Source organism: Alistipes indistinctus YIT 12060, from assembly GCF_025144995.1.
In the GTDB taxonomy this organism is placed as follows: Bacteria; Bacteroidota; Bacteroidia; order Bacteroidales; family Rikenellaceae; genus Alistipes_A; species Alistipes_A indistinctus.
Window position 1 is genome coordinate 1,357,230 of sequence record NZ_CP102250.1, and the last position, 20,888, is coordinate 1,378,117.

The 20,888-nt window shown below is 52.0% G+C and carries 15 protein-coding genes; 8 read left to right on the top strand and 7 right to left on the bottom strand.

The window, feature by feature from the left end; genetic code table 11:
* Nucleotides 1-376: 376 nt before the first annotated feature.
* Nucleotides 377-2,113, top strand: coding sequence for a M64 family metallopeptidase (locus NQ495_RS05790; RefSeq protein ID WP_009133899.1), 1,737 nt, complete (start codon nt 377-379; stop codon nt 2,111-2,113).
* Nucleotides 2,114-2,303: 190 nt separating this feature from the next.
* Nucleotides 2,304-3,254 (top strand): substrate-binding domain-containing protein, encoded by a 951-nt coding sequence (locus tag NQ495_RS05795; protein ID WP_009133898.1) that lies wholly within the window; start codon nt 2,304-2,306, stop codon nt 3,252-3,254.
* Here NQ495_RS05795 and NQ495_RS05800 read toward each other — a convergent pair.
* On the bottom strand, nt 3,248-4,705 hold the full coding sequence (locus tag NQ495_RS05800; RefSeq protein WP_009133897.1) for a bifunctional metallophosphatase/5'-nucleotidase: 1,458 nt from the start codon (nt 4,703-4,705) through the stop codon (nt 3,248-3,250). The two genes, NQ495_RS05795 and NQ495_RS05800, sit on opposite strands and share 7 nt — an antisense overlap.
* Nucleotides 4,706-4,851: 146 nt before the next feature.
* Here NQ495_RS05800 and NQ495_RS05805 point away from each other — a divergent pair, with 146 nt between their 5' ends.
* Nucleotides 4,852-5,412: a GNAT family N-acetyltransferase gene (locus tag NQ495_RS05805; RefSeq protein ID WP_009133896.1), complete on the top strand. Its 561-nt coding sequence runs from the start codon at nt 4,852-4,854 to the stop codon at nt 5,410-5,412.
* On the top strand, nt 5,409-6,515 hold the full coding sequence (locus NQ495_RS05810) for a M64 family metallopeptidase (protein WP_009133895.1): 1,107 nt from the start codon (nt 5,409-5,411) through the stop codon (nt 6,513-6,515). The genes NQ495_RS05805 and NQ495_RS05810 overlap by 4 nt, the downstream gene beginning before the upstream one ends.
* Before the next feature lie 207 nt (nt 6,516-6,722).
* Here NQ495_RS05810 and proS read toward each other — a convergent pair whose 3' ends face one another.
* The gene (gene proS, locus NQ495_RS05815; protein ID WP_009133894.1) at nt 6,723-8,207 is read right to left on the bottom strand and encodes a proline--tRNA ligase; all 1,485 of its coding nucleotides are present in this window, start codon (nt 8,205-8,207) and stop codon (nt 6,723-6,725) included.
* Between the two features lie 306 nt (nt 8,208-8,513).
* On the opposite strand from proS, the gene NQ495_RS05820 reads away from it, so the two are divergent.
* Both NQ495_RS05820 and NQ495_RS05825 read left to right on the top strand, forming a co-directional pair.
* Complete coding sequence (locus NQ495_RS05820; protein WP_050807972.1) at nt 8,514-9,704, top strand: hypothetical protein; 1,191 nt, start codon at nt 8,514-8,516, stop codon at nt 9,702-9,704.
* An 82-nt stretch (nt 9,705-9,786) separates the two neighbouring features.
* The gene (locus NQ495_RS05825; RefSeq protein ID WP_009133892.1) at nt 9,787-11,373 is read left to right on the top strand and encodes a hypothetical protein; all 1,587 of its coding nucleotides are present in this window, start codon (nt 9,787-9,789) and stop codon (nt 11,371-11,373) included.
* A gap of 138 nt (nt 11,374-11,511) precedes the next feature.
* On the opposite strand, the gene NQ495_RS05830 is transcribed toward NQ495_RS05825, so the two are convergent.
* Both NQ495_RS05830 and NQ495_RS05835 read right to left on the bottom strand, forming a co-directional pair.
* Nucleotides 11,512-12,165 carry a response regulator gene (locus NQ495_RS05830; protein WP_040294197.1) on the bottom strand — a complete coding sequence of 218 codons (654 nt, stop codon included), beginning with the start codon at nt 12,163-12,165 and terminating at the stop codon, nt 11,512-11,514.
* A 26-nt stretch (nt 12,166-12,191) separates the two neighbouring features.
* Nucleotides 12,192-13,127 (bottom strand): sensor histidine kinase, encoded by a 936-nt coding sequence (locus NQ495_RS05835; RefSeq protein WP_009133890.1) that lies wholly within the window; start codon nt 13,125-13,127, stop codon nt 12,192-12,194.
* 229 nt (nt 13,128-13,356) lie between these two features.
* On the opposite strand from NQ495_RS05835, the gene NQ495_RS05840 reads away from it, so the two are divergent.
* Nucleotides 13,357-16,722 carry a glycosyl hydrolase gene (locus NQ495_RS05840; RefSeq protein WP_187118322.1) on the top strand — a complete coding sequence of 1,122 codons (3,366 nt, stop codon included), beginning with the start codon at nt 13,357-13,359 and terminating at the stop codon, nt 16,720-16,722.
* 127 nt (nt 16,723-16,849) lie between these two features.
* Here NQ495_RS05840 and rplS read toward each other — a convergent pair whose 3' ends face one another.
* Nucleotides 16,850-17,212, bottom strand: a complete 363-nt coding sequence (gene rplS, locus NQ495_RS05845) for a 50S ribosomal protein L19 (RefSeq protein WP_009133888.1) — start codon at nt 17,210-17,212, stop codon at nt 16,850-16,852.
* Between the two features lie 200 nt (nt 17,213-17,412).
* Here rplS and surE point away from each other — a divergent pair, with 200 nt between their 5' ends.
* Nucleotides 17,413-18,267, top strand: a complete 855-nt coding sequence (surE, locus tag NQ495_RS05850) for a 5'/3'-nucleotidase SurE (protein ID WP_009133887.1) — start codon at nt 17,413-17,415, stop codon at nt 18,265-18,267.
* Between the two features lies 1 nt (nt 18,268).
* On the opposite strand, the gene NQ495_RS05855 is transcribed toward surE, so the two are convergent.
* Entirely contained in the window at nt 18,269-19,204 is a 936-nt protein-coding gene (locus NQ495_RS05855; RefSeq protein WP_009133886.1) for an alpha/beta hydrolase, read from the bottom strand.
* 173 nt (nt 19,205-19,377) lie between these two features.
* On the bottom strand, nt 19,378-20,844 hold the full coding sequence (gene cysS, locus NQ495_RS05860; RefSeq protein ID WP_009133885.1) for a cysteine--tRNA ligase: 1,467 nt from the start codon (nt 20,842-20,844) through the stop codon (nt 19,378-19,380).
* Nucleotides 20,845-20,888 lie beyond the last annotated feature (44 nt).

Here is a 20,888-nt window from a genome sequence, read left to right on the forward strand (position 1 = left end):
CGGAAGAAATCTTAAATTCCAAATCTTTCTGCTGATTTTTTCAACTTTTCTTTTGGCAAGAACTCATTGCTAAACCACGTTACTTCCGTTTAGCGGGTGCAAATGTAGCGACTTTTTCTTTCTCTCCAAACTTTCGGATCATTTTTTTTTTACCTTTTCGTTATTTTTTGAGCCCAGAATGCATGACACCCTGATTAACAGCGCCTTACAAACAAACACGCCGATTTAGCAACTTCAATTAACGTTTAATATCTCTTTTTCAGCACTTTAACATAAATAATTATATCAACGGAACATTGTCTCCATTTTTTTCTTATTATTGTTGTCGGCTCTCCTGCCATTCACCTAATCATCTAATCCAAAACCTTACACAAGTATGAAAACTTTTTACTATGTGTTGATGGCTGCATGCCTCGCGGGAGGGCTGGCAAGCTGCAGCAAAGACAATCCGTCTGACGATCCTACGCCGACACTCTCGGTCGATAACGAGGAAATCACATTGAACGCCACGAATGCTTCCAGTGTCCAATTAACCGTCCCTGCGGGTGTATCATGGAAAGCTACCCACAATTCTCCTTGGCTGAATGTCACCCCTGCAGAAGGGACCGGAAGCGGACAGTTATCATTCAAATTCAATGACCTAGGATATAGGGCTGTCAGTTCCGTCATTAATGTTACAATCATGACCAACAGCGGTTCTGCAACGGTGAAAGTCACCCTGCCGACCCCCGCCAACCAGAAACCGGCGGCTACGACAGCCGCTGTCTATCCGACGAACAATGCTACGGATGTGAGCACGGAACTCCGCTTTGTATGGAAAGAAGCCGTTGATCCGGATGGAGACAAACTCACATACATATTAGAGTACTCAACCGATCAAGAAACATGGACAACCGTCGGGGCAAGCCAAGGAATCAAATCTACGGGATATGCAGACGGTTCAAAAACACTCACACCCGAGACCAAATATTATTGGAGAGTGACTTCTTGGGACATGTTCGGAGAAAAATCGGATCCCAGTGAAACATTTTCTTTTACCACAGGATCCGCCGCCGCAGGTACATGGACAGATGGCGAGGCCCGCTTGTACCAAGACAATACCAATGGCAGTAGCGATGCATTCACAATTATCGTAAGCGGTGACGGCTTCACGGCCGATGACATGAAACCGGGAGGACATTGGGATCAGGTATCGGTTCGGGCAATAGAGAGTCTGTTCACAAATGTCGAACCATACAAAACATACCGCCCCTATCTACGAATCTGGCGGGTAGCTGCCATCTCCAACGAATCGGGCATTTCCGACAAATCGGGCGGCACGGAAACGCCTTGCAGCACATTAAAAGACACCAAATTCGGCACAATGTACGACAATATCTCTTCTTCCGCATGGTGTGGCCTGTATGATGATTCCTATCCCGGACAACCAGGCAAAACATTGGACGATGCTTGGGACATTATCCGGCCCAGTCTGCCTGACGGCACCACCGATGAAAATTGTGCTTTAATTATACTGATGAATGTCTCCCATTACAACGGAACTGTCAATTATTACTCGCAGAGCAAACGTACAACCGGTTTCGTATGCCTGTCACCGGGGGCAACAGGAACAATGCAAGGCTTTGAAAACGTCTTCGTACACGAAGTCGGGGGCCATGCCATCGGCCATTTAGCGGATTGCTATACCCGCGCTTCGACCATAACGTCAGCCAAAGTGCAACAGACCTTGCAATACCAAAGCCTCGGCTGGTACCTCAATGTGGACGTTACCGGTCAAAAAGAGACCTGCCCATGGAGTTTCATCTTCAGGGCCCCGGAATGCAATGCTTATTACAGCGCAGTGGGCCTGTATGAAGGAGCTCGTTCGCACAACAAAGGGATATGGAGATCCGAATCCATCAGTTGCATGAACGACAACCGCTTTTATTACGATGCTGCAAGTCGTTATGCCATCGTCAAGCAGCTGAAAGAATCGGCCGGCGAAACTATAAATTGGAAAGATTTCGTCAATAAAGACTACGATCGCGCGAACGCCAACACCGGTACGCGTGCCGAACAAATCGTGCCTTACAACTTCTTACCGCTACCAGAACCGACCATTATCGACAAATAGCTATTCGGATCAAATGTACCCCAAGAGCTTCCTGTGCACAGGAAGCTCTTTCTATAATAATTAACGCCCATGAAGAATTTACCGATACGACAGACACCCCCATTTTGACCCCGATACGCATTTTATCCGGGCAAATTTCTATCTTTACGGCATTGAAACAATTGCCAGAAAGCTACTCCGATAATTTGCCATGAAACATCTACTCAACTATATCGCCACCATATCTCTGGTAGGATTGACCCTAACAACCGGTTGCCTGAAAGGGGAAGAAGTCAATACGACCCGGATCGGACTGGCGCTTTCATCCGCCGGCAACAGTTGGTGGCACACCGCAACCTATTATGCCGTCACGCAGGCGTCTAGCCTGCAACAACCCTATTTCCTCGCGAATGCAGACTCCGCCTCGCAACAACAGATCCAACTAACCGCAATGGCCTATCCGACCTTGCAGCAAGAGGCCTGCAAAGCGATTATCCTATCCGATCTGGGACAATCCGTCGACTCGATCCAGAAATACATCGACATGGGCATAGACATCATCCTGTTCGATTGCAATATACCCGTAGACTATACCTGCCGGATTTCAGGAAATAATGCTGCGGCGGGCAAAGCGGCAGGAGAGTTCATACGCACCCATCTGCCCGATCCCGCGACCGCGACACTGATCATACAGGTACAAGACTCGCCCGTCGGCACAACGAGGGCGGAAGGCTGCAAAGCACAACTGACGACTCCTGTTATGGAAGTTACCAGCAAAGCCTACACACAGGCTGCAGGCAAGAAAGCGATGGAAGAAGCGCTGGCGGCCGCAGACGGAGCTCAAATCGGTGCGGTTTATGCCATGGACGACGATGTGGCGATAGGAGTACTAACCGCCCTGCAGGAAGCGGAAAACACGACCGTGAAAACTGTGGTCGGTTGCGGCGGCTCGCAAACTTTCCTGCTTTTAATTCACACGACGGCTGGCCTCAATCTGGCGACCACCGTTTACTCCCCGGAGAGCATCGAGCAATGCGTGGATATTGCAAATACCCTGACTATACAGGGAACACAGCCCGCTCAAAAGGAGTATATCACAGAGATGCCGCTCGTCGACCGGAACAACGCCGCCGACTATATCAATCCGGCGTCACGCTACTGAACCGGCCGGATACTGACCCGCATAGCGGTATCGACCGGAAGCGGACGGTGACCGGAAAGGTAATCCATCAGCAAATCGGTCACTTTCAAATCCAACGCACGGCCGCTGCCCCGCAGCGGAAACACATAGGTCGAATGCAGGTAATCCGGAAGCGTCACCTGAAATACGCGGGTTTCGTCCGTCAATTGCCGCCCGTCGCGATCGAAAAACAGCACATCCACACCCTGTTTCTCGACATTCGTAACGATGGTGTACGTGCCTCCGGCAGGGTAAATATCGACCGTATGCCCTTCCTTACCGTTATAATTGAACTTATTCAGGATCAATTCCCGCAAATCGGACAATCTCATCGGCAACTGGTATAACACGCTGCCGAAGGGCTCCATAGCAAAAACATCGGCGACTGTAAAGGGAGCTGCAGCATGGGTATCGATCCGCATCCCGTTCCAATTGTAAAAAGCGAAATCGGTTTGGGTCCGGGCGAGAATCGCATCGACCTGCAAATTCAGCAAAGCGACTTTATCCATCGGCACTGTCGTTTCACCGACCCGGCGGAGGAGTTCGGGAGCCTGCTCATACTGCCTGACCAAAGCCGCAATCTTCGGGTCGGGCGAAATCGTATCGAGCGGAACCAGATGGTTCTCGATTCCGATCAGGCGGCGGTTGCGGAATTTCAACCGGGTAATCCCGGCATATTGCAAACCCTTGCCGGTTTGTGTAATCAGCACTCCATTAACGGACTTGCCCCCGCCAGCGAGCACAGTATGCGAATGCCCCCCTACAATCAGCCTCAGCTGCGGCATCTGTTCGGCCAGGGTCGAATCCAAATCGACTCCCAAATGAGTCAAGCCGACCAGCAGGTCGCAGCTATCCTTGAGATTTCTATAACGTAATGCAGTGCGCAGTGGGTCGGAAAATCCTACTCCGCTGAAATTCTCCAGTCGCCCATCGGGATACCCTCCCCGCGACGTGTCGAGCAACCCGAGAAAACCGAGTTTCACCCCGTCGACCGTCCGAAAACTATAAGCCGGCAATGCCGGGAAGCAAGCCGTATCGGAGATCACATTCGCCAATACAGTCTCGAACCTGGCATGACGGATACGCTCCCCCAACAACGCCACACCGTGATCGAAGCCATGGTTGCCGACCGTGGAAAGATCGTAACCGATGGAATCCAGCAAAGCGACGATCGGCAAACCGACCTCCTTATTCAAATCGACGTACGGGTTGCCCGTCCATTTATCACCCGCATCGAGCACCAAAACGTTCGGGTTAACCGCACGGGTACGCTCGACCAATGTAGCCAAAGCAGGCATGCGGTCGATGGCGGCATGGATGTCGTTCGTGGAAACGATTACGACCTCCGTATGGTGTTTTTGCGCTGCACAGCCGGTCCACAGGACGGCTGCGACAAACACCACCGGGTAAAAACAGGAAAAGAGTTTCATCATTGGTTTTTTACGCAGTAAAGATAGCAATCCTTTCGTAAAACACACGGACGACGCCTGGCGCAATCTTCTGGAACGGGAGTTGCACGAACCCGAAGATGAGTAAATAAATTTCTTATCTTTGTCGGGAGTGCAACTATTATCGTATCATGCAAATCATCCGGATCTCCGATATTCACCATCCGCGCTTCGGCGAGGTATGGCATTTATACCAAAACAGTTTTCCCCTGTGCGAGCAGCGTACCTTGGACCACCAGATCACCGCGTTCAAAGCCGACCGGTTCCACCTCGACGTATATCTGGATGGTGAAACACTGGTAGGATTTATCGGTTATTGGGATTTCGACGACTATCTCTACATCGAACATTACGCGATCAATTCCGACCTGCGGGGAGGCGGCTGGGGCAGTCGCATTCTCGAAGCCCTGCAAAAAACCGCCGGCAAAACGATTATCCTCGAAATCGACGAAGTAGTGGATGAAATTTCAACCCGGCGGCTGCGGTTTTATCAACGACTCGGCTTTGTCGTCAATCCCTACATCCACCCGCTGCACCGTTACCGCGACATCGAGACAGAACATCAAAACGCCCGGTTGGTCATCATGACCTATCCGGGAACGATCGACCCGCAGACCTACGAACGGTTCAACCGTGACCTGGGCGAAATAGTAATGAAACGAGACGAGCAACTACAAACAAATACAAAATGAGACACCTTTACCGCTCCTTTTGCTTACTGAAGTCTGTCACACCCCTGCTCGGGCTGATAATCCTAGCAACATCCTGCGGGAAAGACCCGGCAGTTGACCCGGATACCGACGGAACCGTTCGTATCGCAAAAGAATGCACTTCGGGACTAAAACCCGTCAACATCGTCATTACCGGGGACGGATTTCTCGAAGAGGATTACGCCACCGGAGGAGCATTCGACCAGGCAGCCAACCGGGCGATCGACGCATTATTCAGCGTCGAACCTTTCAAAACTTACAGTGCCTATTTCAGGGTACAGACGGTAACGGCCTATTCCGAAGAACGGGGAGCGACCCTCAAAAACGCCAGCACGAAGACAAACACGATATTCGGCGTAACGCTGGACGGCGGCAGCAGCACGGGAATGTCGGGCAAGGACGACAAAGTGTTCGACTACGCGAAGAAAGCACAGGGAATAACCGCCACCGAACTGAAGCAAACGGTTGTAATCGTGATTTCGAATTACGTGCAATACGCCGGCACGACTTACTCGTACAGCGACGGGCGTTCGATCGCCTATATCGCACTAAGCAGCGGTACCAGCCAACTCACCCGGTTCGGGAATGTCGTGGTACATGAAGCGGGCGGCCACGGGTTCGGACGATTGGCCGACGAATACTACAACAGCAATTCGGGGAATATCAACAACGATCCCGACGCCCTGCTGGAGATCATCGAATGGCAGGACCGGGGCTACGACCAGAATGTCTCGCTGACTCCACTGCACAGCAAATGTCCGTGGAATTTTATTTTCACCCTTCCCCAATACCAGAGCGACTACCACATCGTATCGACTATCGAAGGCGGCGCCTTATTCGCAGAGGGAGTGTGGCGCCCCGAACCGATCAGCTGCATGAATGACAACCGACTCTATTTCAATGCGCCGAGCCGGGTAGCGATCGTTAAGCGTATTGTGGAGATCGCCGGAACGAGCTTTTCCATGCAGGAGTTCATCGACAAAGATTACGACCGTTTCAACACGCCGGCCGTACTGACTTCACACGCAAAAGCCGCGGCAGAAGAGGGATTCACCCCGCTGGCTCCACCGGTCAGAATCCGGTGATCCCGGTGACAAGAACGTTTTCTCAGACCTGCCACCTTACCTCCATCCCCACATCTATCCTCTCCAAACAATTCGAAAAAACTATAACCTGAGAGAACAGGGGAACCCCATAGAAAACCATACTGGAAGGAAGAGCGGTCCGGCATTGCAATGCCGGACCGCTCTATTCCATCTAAAAAACTGTCGCTTCAACTCAACCTTCACAAATCAATACGACCGTGCAAAAAGCACCCGACGTTTCGAAGGCTTACCGCTGATGATGCAGACGCCGTCCTCTTCGGGAGCATCGACAGGAATACAACGGATCGTTGCCTTGGTTTCGGCCTTGATTTGTTCCTCGGTTTCAGGGGTGCCGTCCCAATGGGCAAGGATAAAGCCACCCTTCTCGTCGAGCACGCGCTTGAATTCATCGTAAGTATCCACACGGGTGGTCATTTCTTCACGGAATTTCAATGCCTTGTTGTAGATCCCGTCCTGAATATCGACCAGTAATTTCTCAATCCTATCGACGATACCCTCCTGAGAAACGGTCTCTTTCGCAAGCGTATCGCGGCGGACGATCTCAATGGTATCTCCTGCCAGATCACGGGGCCCCATAGCCAAACGGACCGGAACCCCCTTGAGTTCATATTCGGCGAACTTAAAGCCGCTACGAACATTATCCCGCGCATCGATCTTCACACTGATCCCTTTCGCCTTCAGACCGGCAGCGATCTCATCGAGCCGTGCTGTAATCTTCGCCAGTTCCTCCGCACCCTTATAGATCGGAATCATCACCACTTGGATGGGCGCCAGCTTCGGCGGCAGCACCAGACCATTGTTATCGGAGTGAGCCATAATCAACGCACCCATCAGGCGGGTCGATACGCCCCAGGAAGTCGCCCAAACGTAATCCAGTTTACCTTCCCGGTTCGTGAACTGCACATCGAACGCTTTGGCGAAGTTCTGTCCGAGGAAATGCGATGTACCGCTCTGCAAAGCTTTGCCGTCCTGCATCAACGCCTCGATCGTCAGGGTATCCTCGGCTCCCGCGAAACGTTCGCTGTCGCTCTTGTGCCCGACAATGACGGGAACGGCCAGCCACTGTTCGGCAAAATCGGCATAGACACGAATCATCTTTTGGGCTTCGGCGATCGCCTCCTCACGCGTTTCATGCGCGGTATGCCCCTCTTGCCACAGGAATTCGGCCGTACGCAAGAACAGGCGCGTACGCATTTCCCAGCGCACGACATTGGCCCACTGGTTACACAGAATCGGCAGGTCGCGGTAAGATTGTATCCAATTTTTATAGGTATTCCAGATAATCGTTTCGGAAGTCGGGCGCACGATCAGCTCCTCTTCCAGTTTCGCATCGGGATCGACCACGACGCCTTTGCCGTCCGGATCATTCTTCAGGCGATAATGCGTCACTACCGCGCACTCTTTGGCAAAGCCCTCCACATGGTGGGCCTCCTTGCTGAAAAAGGACTTGGGGATAAACAACGGGAAATAGGCATTTTCATGGCCGGTCTCCTTGAACATCGTGTCCAGTTGGCGTTGCATCTTCTCCCAAATCGCGTAACCGTAAGGTTTGATCACCATGCACCCCCGGACGGCAGACCCTTCGGCCAGACCCGCTTTTACCACCAAATCGTTATACCACTGCGAGTAGTTCTCTTCCCGAGAGGTCAACTCTTTCAGCTCTTTTGCCATAATTTTATTTCGTTCTGTTTCGTTTAATAATAATCAATCCCGAAGAATAAACGCAAAGGTACTGTATTTTTCGCAAATTCGTAAAAATTGAATACCTTTGGCTTAGTATGGAGTATGCGTTTTTATTCGTTCCGAAAGAACTGCAACGCTTTGGCCGTGCAACGCCGCAAACCGAATAATCATCTTGAATAAAACACTAAAACGCTATAACGGAACGACAATAGTAATTTAGGCTCAGAATCGGATAACTTTTCCGGTACGATTTTCGTTATATATATAAAGTAGAAACAGGCAAAACCTACAACCATGAAAACCAACAAATCCATATGGGCAATGGGGGGAATGATCGCAGCGGTCATGGCCTTGTCCGGATGCAGTGCGGCTCTGTTTTCATCTTCTTCTTCCTCTGACGACCTGTATTCGACTCACGATACAAGGGCTATCGCCAATTCCGACCTGCAACGCCGGGAACGAGCGCTGGCCGCTCGCGAAGCGGAACTGCGCCGTCAGGAGGAGGCCGCAAAAGCGGCATACCAAGTGAATCAGGCCCAGAGAAGTGGTTCTGAGTCCACTTCCTATCAAAGCGTACTCTCGGATAATTACCAGGACTCTTACGAACGGAGACTCAAAGGCTTCTCCTCTTCATCCTACAAAGTAAACAGTACGGTACCGGATAATACGCAGATCAAGGCGATAAACTACGCATCGGCTTATGACCCGGCGGTCTACAACGTTATGGTCATGGGCGACGAAGTATGGGTCGAACCCAAATATATCTCGTCGCTCTTCGGCACATGGGGATCGACCAGCTCGGTCAACCTCAACTTCAATCTCGGTTGGGGATGGGGATCGCCCTATTGGGGCTGGAACAACTGGAACTGGAGATGGGGAAATCCTTATTACAGTTGGTATTATCCACCCTACTACGGTCCCTCGTGGGGATGGAACTGGGGTTGGAACAATTACTGGGGATGGAACAACTATTGGGGCTGGGGTGGTCCGGGTTACTACCCGCCTTACTGGGGTGGCGGCGGCCACTACCACACTCCGCGGAACGTCGTGTACGGCAAACCGGGTAACAGCAGTTACAGCCCTTCGACCGGATATTATCCGAACACCGGCTCCGGTGCAGGTTACGGCGGCGGAAGCTACCGGCGCGGCGGAAGCTCCACGACCTCTTCCCCGAGCTATCGTCCTTCGGGCTCGAATCCGACAACCAGCGGAGGAACTTCCTACCGCAGAGGATCGTCGGGTACCACAACGGGCGGCGTAACGGTTTCTCCATCTTACAACAACAGTAATAGTGGCACCTACCGCAGAAGTAACAGCAACTCATATAACAATTCCTACAATAACAGCAACCGCGGCAGTTATTCGAGCGGCAGTATGCCGAGCGGAGGAGGTTTCTCCAGTGGCAGTGCCGGTGGTGGCGGAGGCGTTTCCGGCGGTGGCGGAGGCGGTGGATATTCCGGTGGCGGAGGAAGTTACCGACGTTAAACATGCTTAAGCGACCTGCACCTGAAATCGTATTGTAACCTCACATGACCAACGAATTACATGCACTAACGTATTGGATATTATGAGAACCTTCAAAATATTTGCACTAACGGCCGGAGCCGCTTTGGTATCGGCCTCCGCTATGGCTCAGACTCCGAGTCCGGAAGCGATGCTGAAGTTGTCGCAGTACAACTATTCGTTCGGCACGGCGCGAAGCGCAGCATTGGGCGGAGCGTTCACTTCACTCGGCGCCGATCTGGCTTCGATGGCGATCAACCCGGCGGGCTTGGGCATGTACCAGAGTTCCGATGTCGGGTTCTCGCCGTCAGTCACCTCCTCAACCATGAAGAGTAACTACGGAGGATTCAGCGCCAGCGATTCGAAAACCCAGTTTTCGGTAGGCAACCTGGCCGCCGCATTCAACCTCTATCAGGGCAGCGGAGCTCTGACGAGTATGACCTTCGGCATCGGATATTCAAAACTTGCGGATTTCAACAATACTTCGTTCGCCTATAACCAGGGTATCGGCAGTTCGATCACGGAGATTTTCGCAGAACGAATGAACGGGGTTCCGGTAAGCATTTTCAATACGGACGACCCCTACCGGCCGTTCCGCCAAAGTTTGCGCATCGACCAGTGGGGCGGCGGCCTCGCTTACCAGGCCCATTTACTCGAACCGATCAACGACAAACAGTATTCCCCGTTCGGCCCTTCGGCCCAGTACCCGGACCGTAAAGGCGCACTGTCGGAAACCGCTACGGTCAACCCGGCCATGCGCCGGATCACGACCGGAAGTATCGGTGAGTATGATTTCTCCGGGGGATTCAATTTCAACAATATCCTTTACGTGGGTTTGACCATCGGCGTGCAGGACGTCTACCTGCGCAGCGAGAACAATTACACGGAAACCTACAACAACAACGAATACAACCTGCAACGTATGAACTACGTGCAGCGGCAGAGACTGAGCGGAACAGGCGTAAACTTCAAGTTCGGCGCGATCGTACGGCCGGTGCCGAACCTGCGTATCGGCGTGGCGGTTCACACTCCGACATTCATCAGTATGGAAGAAGAGTATATCGAGCTGCTGGGTGCCGATTACAAGGGCACCTCTCCGCAGGGGCTGATCGATTCGCCGTTCGCGATCAACAATTACAACATCAATACCCCGACCCGGTTGTTGACCGGCATCTCCTACACCTTGCCTAAAGTCGGCCTGATCAGCGTCGATTACGAACGGGTGTGGTACAACGGCATGCGACTAAGAAACACGGGTTACTGGAACGTGGAAGAAGACACGAAAAACATGATCGGAGATATGTATAAGGCTGCTAACAACTTCCGCGCCGGCTTGGAGCTGACCCCGTTGCAGAACTTTTATCTCCGCGCCGGGTACGCCTCGTATGGAGATTGCACCAAAACGAATGTGTATTCCACTTCTGCGAACTATCCGACGATCAAATCGTACCAGAATTATTCGGCCGGCCTGGGGTACCGTTTCGGTCATGCGTATCTCGATCTGACCTATATTTACACCGACTACAAATACCTCGGCGACGATATTTTCTATTACAACGAAGCGGGCATGCAGTTCCCGATCCAATCCGGCACTATTGACTATCAGCAAAACCGGCATACCGTAACGCTGACGATGGGCGTACGGTTTTGATCCGGGGAACCGAACAATCAACTCTGGTCAAACAAAGGCGAACCTAACGGTCCGCCTTTTATTATGATATGATTCCGAACGATGTTACTGTTGCAATGTTCCCAGTGGCAGAAATGTACTTGCAGCTATTCTCCAGGGTCAGATCTCGACCAGATTGTTCTTGATCGCATAAACGACCAGGTTAGCCGTATTCTTGCAGCCGGTTTTAGCGAGGATGTTGGAACGGTGCTTATCGACCGTACGTTTGGAGATAAACAGCGAATCGGCGATTTCACTGTTCGATTCGCCCCGGCAGATGTGCAACAAAATTTCGGATTCCCGTTGCGAGAGCTCCTCTGGACTGTCTTCCGGAACCGACGAGGGAGTAGACTTGAGATTGCTCACCAAATTGAACAGCAGCTCCTGTGAAAAATAGCTACCGCCGCCCACAACGGTTTCAATAGCCGCAGCAACCTCCTTGATCTCGGAATTTTTCAGGATGAACCCTTTCACGCCGAGCGAAACCATTTTGAAATAATAATCCTCGTCGCCATACATCGAAAGTGTGATGATTTTCAGATCTGGATAACGCTTCAACGCCTCCTCCGCCGTTACGATACCGTTCATTTTTGGCATTTCGATATCGAGCAAAATCACGTCGGGTTCTATGCCGGGTAATAATTCCAACAATTCCACACCGTTGGACGCTTCCCCGATCACCGAAAAACCTTCGATGCCGTCCAAAAGCGTCCGAAGTCCGTTGCGGAACAGCGTATGGTCGTCGACAACCACTATTTTACATTCTTTTGCCATAAATAATAGTTCCTCTCCTAATCCGATCAAATATGAATGTCAACAGCCGCCCGCATACCGGCTCCCGGAGAGCTGTCGATTGAAACTTCCCCCTTCAACGAACTGATCCTCGAAAAGATATTCGAGATGCCCATACCTTTTTGCCCGACCTTGTCAGGATCAAATCCGCAGCCATTGTCTTTATACCGAATCCGAATCTGTCCCTGCTGATAATGCAACGACAAATCCACCCGGGCGGCCCCGGAATGCTTCAAGCTATTATTGATCAATTCGCATACCACCCTGTAAAGGATCACCTCAATATCGGTATCGAACCGCTCGTTTTTAAGGTTTGTTTCAAACACTATCCGCATTTCGCCGCGCGGCAATTTATTGATAAAGTTCGAAATGGCCCGAGACAGACCGAAGTCATTCAGCACATGAGGACTCAGGTTTGCGGAAATCTCGCGGAGGCTGCGGATCGCCTCATCCACGACGTAGTTGACATTGCGGATAATCTCCTTATTCTGCTCGCTCATATCCGCCGAATTCAACGCCGAAACGGACATTTTGGCCGACGAAAGCAACGGTCCCAAACCGTCGTGCAAGTCCTTCGAAAAGCGCTGCCGCTCTTTTTCCTCGGTACGCAATACGGTATTGAGGATCCGGCGCTCGGAAATGCGGCGCTGGCTCTCGGTGCGGGCAATGTAATTGAAGATTTTGTTAACAATCAGGATACCTCCGGCGAAACAGAGCGAGGTAATGATACCCAACCAAACGAAAAATTCCTGCGGCAGATGCAGCTCTTCCATATGCGTCATCTGGACGTACTCGCCGAAACGCAGGCAGGCCAGCCCTGTCAGAGCCACCGTAAAGAGCATCCAAGAGAGGTTATACTTAGTCTTTTGGATCATCCCGATGGCCACCGAAGCCGCACCCAACTGCAGGATGATCGAAATGATAAGCAATATTTTAATAACCATACCGCGACCGTTATTTCTCAGTCAAAGATAACAAACTATCCCTGTTTACCCAAACCTCGTCTTTTTGTTGCAGGACAGGGTATTTGTTATCGGGAGCAAAGCGCGGCAACCGCTTGTCACCTGTATTCCTCCGGATATAGCAGGATTCCGTAAAACCGGAATTTATCCCTATCTTTATACTTCGTTAATCTAAAACTGTATGTGCAAACTCTCCCGAAATTTGCAGCCCGTGAAAAAGATCGGGCTGTTATGCGTGATGCTCAGTTGGGCCGTCTGCAGCCCGGCCGCACCGTCATCCCCATCGCTACGAAACGGCTTTACGGATCCTCCGCAAGCGGGGAAAGCCCAAACCTGGTGGCATTGGACGAGCCTGTTCGTCACCAAAGAGGGTATCCAAGCCGACCTCGAAGCCATGAAACAGATCGGATACAGCGGAGCACACATCTTCGCCACTTCATCCAGTCCGTGTCCTCCCGGAGATTATCCTGAAATCCTGAGTCCCGAATGGCTCGACCTCGTGCAATACGCCGGCAAGGAAGCCTCGCGGCTCGGGCTGACACTGGGTGTACACAACTGTCCGGGCTGGTCGCTGTCAGGCGGTCCGTGGATCCGGCCCGAAGAGTCGATGCAGATGATCGTCTCATCGGAAAGCCATGCCTCCGGCGGCAAACGCCAAAAAATCGTATTGCCCCAGCCCGAAACCCGGCACGGCTATTACCGCGACATCGCCGTACTGGCCTTCCCCGATGTAAACCGGCACGACACACCTCAACTCAAAGCCGATTTCAAAGAAGACAGCCTCAGCAACATCACAGATGGGGACTACACCTCTTTCATCCGGCTGCCGATCGCCAAAGAGGGGTCGAGCGCCGTAGTGACACTTAGCTACGACACGCCATATTCGCCTCAATTCATCGAACTGAGTTTCGGCGAAGTACATCTCTTCGTGAAAGGAACGATCGAAGCATCGGCCGACGGCAAACATTTTCGCGAAGTCGGGAATTTCGATTACCGCATCCGCACCGATATGCGGCTGCCCAAATGCATTCCGCTGAACGACGGCGCACGCAACGCCCGTTTTTTCCGGGTGACGTTCAACTACCGTCCTTATCGCTACTGGATGAAACCGGCCAACGTGCAACTCAACGAGATACGGTTGCTGGCCTCGCCGATGGTCAACGACGTCGACACCCGCAATTCGACGATGGAAGACAGCTACTCCTACAAACCTTTCGATCCGGCTTACACCTCGCCGGGTATCGACCCGGTCCGGGTCATTGACCTGACTGCGGACCTCGCCCCCGACGGAACGCTCGACTGTACTTTGCCGCAAGGCAAATGGACGATCCTGCGCATCGGGCACACCACCACAGGTAAGACGAACGGTCCGTCGCACTACACCGGACTGGAGTGTGACAAATTGAACCGCCGCGGACTCGATGCCCACTGGCCCGGCATGATGGCCCGCATCGAGGCGCAACTGAAACCTACCGGAGCACTGAAATACGCCATTATCGACAGTTACGAGGCCGGCGGCCAAAATTGGACGGAAGGTTTCGACGAAGAATTCCTCAAACGGAGAGGATACGACCTGAAACCTTATCTTCCGGCCGTAATCGGCTTCGTCGTAGGAACGCCGCAACAGAGCGCCCGGTTCCTATTCGACTTTCAGCGTACGATTTCTGAATTATTCGCTGAAAACTATTACGACTATTTCACTGAATTGTGTCATCGCAACGGATTGTTGTCCATCACCGAATCCTATTTCGGGCCGTTCGATTACCTGCGGTGCGCACGCAATGCGGATATCCCGACCGGGGAGTTTTGGGTGGGCAGCGGGACATCCATCTCGAGAATGCCCGGCTCGGCCGCTCATTTCCACGGCAAAGCACGCGTCGGGGCCGAATCCTTTACCGCAGGTCCGGTAGAAGGACGCTGGCAGCAGGATCCGGCACAACTCAAAATTTACGGGGACCGGGCATGGATCCACGGCGTCACCCAACTGGTGATGCACTCCTACGTACACCAACCCTACCTGAATGTACGCCCGGGATGGACGCTTGCCCAACACGGATCGCACCTCTCCCGTGCAAACACCTGGTGGCCTTACGGAAACGGTTGGGTCGATTACATCAACCGGTCGCAATTCCTGCTTCAGCAGGGCACGCCGGTAGCGGACCTGCTAGTGCTCTCGGGCGAATCGGCCCCGAATAACTACCCCACCGACCTGCAATTGCTGACTGCCGGATACAACTACGATTTCTGTTGTGTCGACGATCTCCGGGAGCTGGTGCAGGTCAAAAACGGCCGGATAACGGCACCCTCGGGCGCAACCTATGCCGTCTTATCGCTGGGTCCCGATCGCTACCTGACACTGCCTACTCTCAACAAAATCTACCAACTGCTCCAAGACGGAGCGGCCGTAGCCGGACTGCCTCCACTGGGATCTCCTTCTCTGTCGGACAACGATACGGAATATGCGGAGATGGTCCGGAAAATCTGGGGAGACTCCGATACAGGCCTGATCCAGAGTGTCGGGAAAGGGCGAATCATCCGTTCGAACGATCCGGTAACCATCCTGACAACACTGAATATCCAACCCGATACGGAACTGCCCGAAAAAGTTTACGGTATCCACCGCTGCGTAGGAGACACCGACATCTATTTCCTTTACAACGACAGCACGCGCACGATTCATTTCAACGGAAAATTCCGGGTCTCGGAAGACAAATCCCCCGAATACTGGAATGCACAGGATGGAACAACAATACCGGCTGCTGTCTGGCGCAAAGAAACGGCAGGTACCGTGGTGACGATGACCCTACAACCGTATGAGTCACTTTTTGTAGTATTCGTTCCGAATAAAAAGGTTGCGCCACACGTACTGGATATGACCATTGCCGCACCTGCGGATGAAGAAGCCCCGACAGTTTCCGCCCGGGTGGGAAACGACCGGGTACGACTGTTTTTCCGGGAACCGGCAACCGCCACGCTTAACTTGACAAACGGTAAAATACAAACAGAAACCGTGCGGGATGTTCCGGCACCGGTCGATCTGAGCGATAATTGGCAAGTAAACTTCCCTGCCGATCTGGGCGCGCCCGATTCGATACGGCTCAATACGCTCGCATCGCTGAGTGAAAGCCCGGAAGAGGGAGTGCGTTATTTTTCCGGCACCGCAACCTATTCGCGTACATTCTTGCTGCCCAAAGGATGGAACAAACCGCAGCGCCGCGTCGTCCTCGATTTGGGGACGGTACGTAACCTGGCCGAAGTGAAGATCAACGGACACAAAGCGGGATTGCTGTGGGCGTCTCCATTCCAATTGGAAATAAGCGACTTTCTGCAACCGGGCACAAACCGTATCGAAATTGCCGTCACAAACATGTGGGTCAACCGGCTGATCGGCGACGCCCGCAATACCGCCACTATTCCAGAAACGGACGGCTGGCCCGATTGGGTATTGGCCGACAAGCCCAACTCCGGCCAGGGCACCTACACTTTTTCGCCCTGGAAAGGTTGGAACAAAGAGGAGCCGTTGCAACCTTCGGGGCTGATCGGGCCGGTATTGCTGCGCTGCATCGAAATAAGGTGACCACGAGTTTCATACAATAATAAAGCCGACCCTATGGGTCGGCTTTATTATTATGATTACTCCCGGAAATTTTATCTTGTCTGCTCCGTTCTGGGCGCATTAGATTGTGCCGGTCGTAGATAAAGGCTTATTTTGCCGAAGTCATCTTCTTCTCCTTGATACGGGCTTTCTTACCGGTCAGACCACGCAGGTAGTAGATGCGTGCACGGCGAACGACACCATGCTTGTTCACCTCGATGCTGTCGATGTGCGGCGAGTAAAGCGGGAAAATACGCTCTACACCGATTCCATCGGAAATTTTGCGGATGGTAAACATTTTGGTCACCCCACGGCCCTTAATTTGAATCACGGTACCGCGGAAACTCTGGAGACGCTCTTTGTTACCCTCGACAATCTTGTAGGTTACCGTGATGGTATCCCCGCTCTTGAACGAAGGAACCTCCTTCTCGGCCCACATCGAGGCCTCGGCGATTTTGATTAAATTGTCCATTGCTTTGTTTGTTAATTATGAGTGGGAATATTACGGGCTCCTGCGTCCTCATAAGAGATTCCTGCACTTTAGGAGTGCAAAGGTAGTGCTTTCCTTTTAAAAAACAACTCTTTTTGCACACAAACCGGTAAATCCGTCCCGTTCCGGACCCGAAATCGCATCGTTTTTGCTATCTTTGTGTTCACATTTGAAATGACTTTATGACAAAACCCCTGATATTTCTCACCAACGACGACGGTGTAAACGCAAAAGGCTTCCGCAACCTGATCGACACGGTGCGCCCCCTGGGCCGCATCATCGCAGTGGCTCCCGAAAACGGACAAAGCGGCATGTCGCACGCCATCACGATGACCCGCCCGCTCTACCTGACCAAAGTGGAAGAGGAAGAAGGTGTAGAAATCTATGCCTGCAGCGGTACGCCTGTAGATTGCGTGAAGATCGCTTTCGATTCGCTGCTGCTGAACAAAGAGATGCCCGCACTGATTCTCTCAGGCATAAACCACGGTTCAAATTCGGCTGTCAACGTACTGTATTCGGGAACAATGGCGGCAGCGATCGAAGCGAGTTTCTACAACATTCCGTCGATCGGCCTGTCACTGCTCGACCACTCGCCGGACGCCGATTTCACCACTGTAAACGGCTACATCCCGCAGCTCGTAGAGACCGTGTTGCATAAAAACCCGGAGTGTCCATTCTGCCTCAACATCAATTTTCCCAATTTGCCCGCGGATCAAATCAAGGGCATCCGTCCGTGCCGCCAGACCCGCGGTTACTGGCGCGAGGAGTTTGAACGACGACAGGACCCGCGCGGTAAAGACTACTACTGGCTGATCGGTTACTTCAACAATGCCGAACCCGAAGCCGAAGACACGGACGAATGGGCGCTCAAGCACGGTTACATTTCAGTGGTACCGATCCAAGTAGACCTGACCAACTACAAACAGCTCGGAGATTTGAAGGATTGGTCGTTCACCGGCAGGCAAAAAGAATCCGGGGACACAAAATCTGAACCCTGCCCGGTCCCCCCTTCATCAAAAGCCGATTTTTGGGAATAACTCAGAGTTTATCGAGAAAATCGGCTATTTCCCGGGCAACCTGAGATTTGATCCCGATATCCGGTTTCACGTACGTCTCCATCTGTACAGCCATATCCGTCGACGTACACTCCTTCAGAACGTGATTCATATCCTGAATCACGACCAATTTGGATGCGGGCCGGGCGTCGTGCAACAAATTCGCCTCTCCGACACCCACCTGAATATCCTTATCGCCCTGAATAATCAGGACGGGGCATTCGATTTTTTGCAACTCGGCAGCAGGATCTACGGCAAAATCCGAGATTAAAAACCGTTGTACGGAAGGCCTGAAAAGTGCATTCAGCATCTGCGGTACATTTTCTACGGTTTTACCCAATTTAAGCGTATCTACAATTGCCGAAACACTCTCCAGAATCATCGGGGAATTTTGCCTGACCTGCATTTTCAAAATCTCATCGGTCGGCCTGCCGGTGCCAGCCAATAAAACCAGGCCCGAAACCTTGGGATTACCGATACTCGCCAAAGTGCCTATTTTCGCGCCTTCGCTATGACCTACGACGATTACGCTTTTATAGTCCCGGCTCAAAACATCGATCCATCGCCCTGCATCATCCACAAAAGTCGAGAGGCGTACATCTTTTTCTGCCGGGCCGGACTTGGCGCTTTTGGCAACGCCCCGCTTATCGTACCTCAGCGAGGGCACACCGTGATCGTATAAATCTTCGGCAAGATACCGGATGGAATTGCTCTTCATCTGCGGATTGTTGCCGTCACGGTCCGTCGGTCCTGAACCGCAAATCAGTAGAACCACTATATTTTTCGGATCATTCTCGGGAACCAACAAGGTTCCATACACCTCACCGGTAGGCGTACTGACGGTCAATTCCTTTTCTACAGCTAAAATCGAAACTGAACATGCGATGCATAAGAACAACAGGCTTATTATCTTCTTCATAGCGGATTAGGGATTTGCGATGTAAGAAATTCTGGATGATCGTTTCCCGTTTGTTCGGTAAATTTAGTAAATATAATGCAACTCAAAGGCCCTGTGCAGAAAAATAATTTTCTGCACAGGGCCTTTGAATGTCATCGGTAGATTTCACGGGATAAACGGTGAGTAACAAAAGGTTACTCCAATTCCCAATCGGTACCGTCCTTACGGTCCTTGACCTTCACGCCGAGAGATGTGAGCGAATCCCGGATGCGGTCGGATGTGGCCCAATCCCTGGCATTCTTCGCCTGCATACGGATATCGAGCACCGTATCGATCAACTGCCCCAACAAACGGTTGTTGTCCCCGGCCAAATCATCGCGCAAACCGAGAATATCGAATACATAAAGGTGCATTACCCGACGCAACTCATCGAGATCGGTAGCCGAAATGGTCTGCTGGCCGTCATAAATTTGATTGATGAGCCGAACCGCATCGAACAGGACGGAAATGACGATCGGTGAATTCAGGTCGTCATCCATCGCCGCTTGACAACGCGGCTCGATATCCGAAATATCGACACTGGAAGAGGGTGAAGGTTTCAGCTTGGACAAGGTCTTCATCGCCTTCATCAGTCGCTCGTAACCTTTCTCAGCCGCCTGTAGTGCCTCGTTCGAAAAATCGAGCGTGCTGCGGTAATGTGCCTGCAGAATGAAAAAACGGATCGTCATCGGGGTATAGGCCTGTTGCAGCAACGGATGATTACCCGTTGTAAGTTGTTCAAGGGTGATGAAATTGCCCAGCGACTTACCCATCTTCTGCCCGTTGATCGTAACCATGTTGTTGTGCATCCAATAACGGGCCGCATCATGACCGCATGCCGCCGTGCTCTGTGCGATTTCGCACTCATGGTGCGGGAACATTAGGTCCATGCCACCGCCGTGGATGTCGAACGTTTCGCCCAAATAGCGCGTACTCATTGCCGAGCACTCCATATGCCAACCCGGAAAACCTTCGCTCCACGGGGAAGGCCAACGCATGATGTGTTCCGGAGAAGCTTTCTTCCACAATGCGAAATCGAACGGATTGCGCTTATCTCCCTGACCGTCGAGCGCCCGGGTATTCGAAAGCATGTCATCCAGCACGCGGCCCGACAGTTTACCGTAATGATGCTTTTGATTGTATGCCTCCACGTCGAAATAGACCGATCCGTTACTTTCATAAGCGAATCCGTTTTTCAGAATCTCCCGGGTCATCTCGATCTGCTCGATGATATGTCCCGAAGCATGGGGCTCGATGCTCGGCGAAAGCACATTGAGCGCACGCATCGCATCGTGGTAGCGGTCCGTATAGTATTGTGCGACCTCCATCGGCTCCAACTGCTCAAGGCGCGCCTTCTTGCTGATCTTGTCCTCTCCCTCGTCGGCATCGCTCTCCAAATGCCCCACGTCGGTAATGTTGCGCACATAGCGCACTTTGTAACCGAGGCTGCGAAGGTACCGGAACAACAGATCAAACGTAATCGACGGACGGGCATGTCCCAAATGCGGATCGCCGTAGACAGTCGGCCCACAGACATAAAGTCCTACGAAAGGCGCTTTGAGCGGAACGAACTGCTCTTTGCTACGGGTAAGGGTATTGTAAATGCTAAATTTAGAGTCCATATGCACAGTTTTTCAGCGGGGTAAAATTACAAACTTTCCGAGTA

Excerpts from the sequence above, each read along its gene's own strand:
- cysS (WP_009133885.1), bottom strand. The coding sequence starts at position 20,844 with ATGGACTCTAAATTTAGCATTTACAATACCCTTACCCGTAGCAAAGAG.
- NQ495_RS05790 (WP_009133899.1), top strand. The coding sequence starts at position 377 with ATGAAAACTTTTTACTATGTGTTGATGGCTGCATGCCTCGCGGGAGGG.
- NQ495_RS05805 (WP_009133896.1), top strand. The coding sequence starts at position 4,852 with ATGCAAATCATCCGGATCTCCGATATTCACCATCCGCGCTTCGGCGAG.
- NQ495_RS05800 (WP_009133897.1), bottom strand. The coding sequence starts at position 4,705 with ATGATGAAACTCTTTTCCTGTTTTTACCCGGTGGTGTTTGTCGCAGCC.
- proS (WP_009133894.1), bottom strand. The coding sequence starts at position 8,207 with ATGGCAAAAGAGCTGAAAGAGTTGACCTCTCGGGAAGAGAACTACTCG.
- NQ495_RS05795 (WP_009133898.1), top strand. The coding sequence starts at position 2,304 with ATGAAACATCTACTCAACTATATCGCCACCATATCTCTGGTAGGATTG.
- NQ495_RS05835 (WP_009133890.1), bottom strand. The coding sequence starts at position 13,127 with ATGGTTATTAAAATATTGCTTATCATTTCGATCATCCTGCAGTTGGGT.
- NQ495_RS05825 (WP_009133892.1), top strand. The coding sequence starts at position 9,787 with ATGAGAACCTTCAAAATATTTGCACTAACGGCCGGAGCCGCTTTGGTA.
- NQ495_RS05810 (WP_009133895.1), top strand. The coding sequence starts at position 5,409 with ATGAGACACCTTTACCGCTCCTTTTGCTTACTGAAGTCTGTCACACCC.
- NQ495_RS05820 (WP_050807972.1), top strand. The coding sequence starts at position 8,514 with ATGAAAACCAACAAATCCATATGGGCAATGGGGGGAATGATCGCAGCG.
- NQ495_RS05855 (WP_009133886.1), bottom strand. The coding sequence starts at position 19,204 with ATGAAGAAGATAATAAGCCTGTTGTTCTTATGCATCGCATGTTCAGTT.
- rplS (WP_009133888.1), bottom strand. The coding sequence starts at position 17,212 with ATGGACAATTTAATCAAAATCGCCGAGGCCTCGATGTGGGCCGAGAAG.
- NQ495_RS05830 (WP_040294197.1), bottom strand. The coding sequence starts at position 12,165 with ATGGCAAAAGAATGTAAAATAGTGGTTGTCGACGACCATACGCTGTTC.
- surE (WP_009133887.1), top strand. The coding sequence starts at position 17,413 with ATGACAAAACCCCTGATATTTCTCACCAACGACGACGGTGTAAACGCA.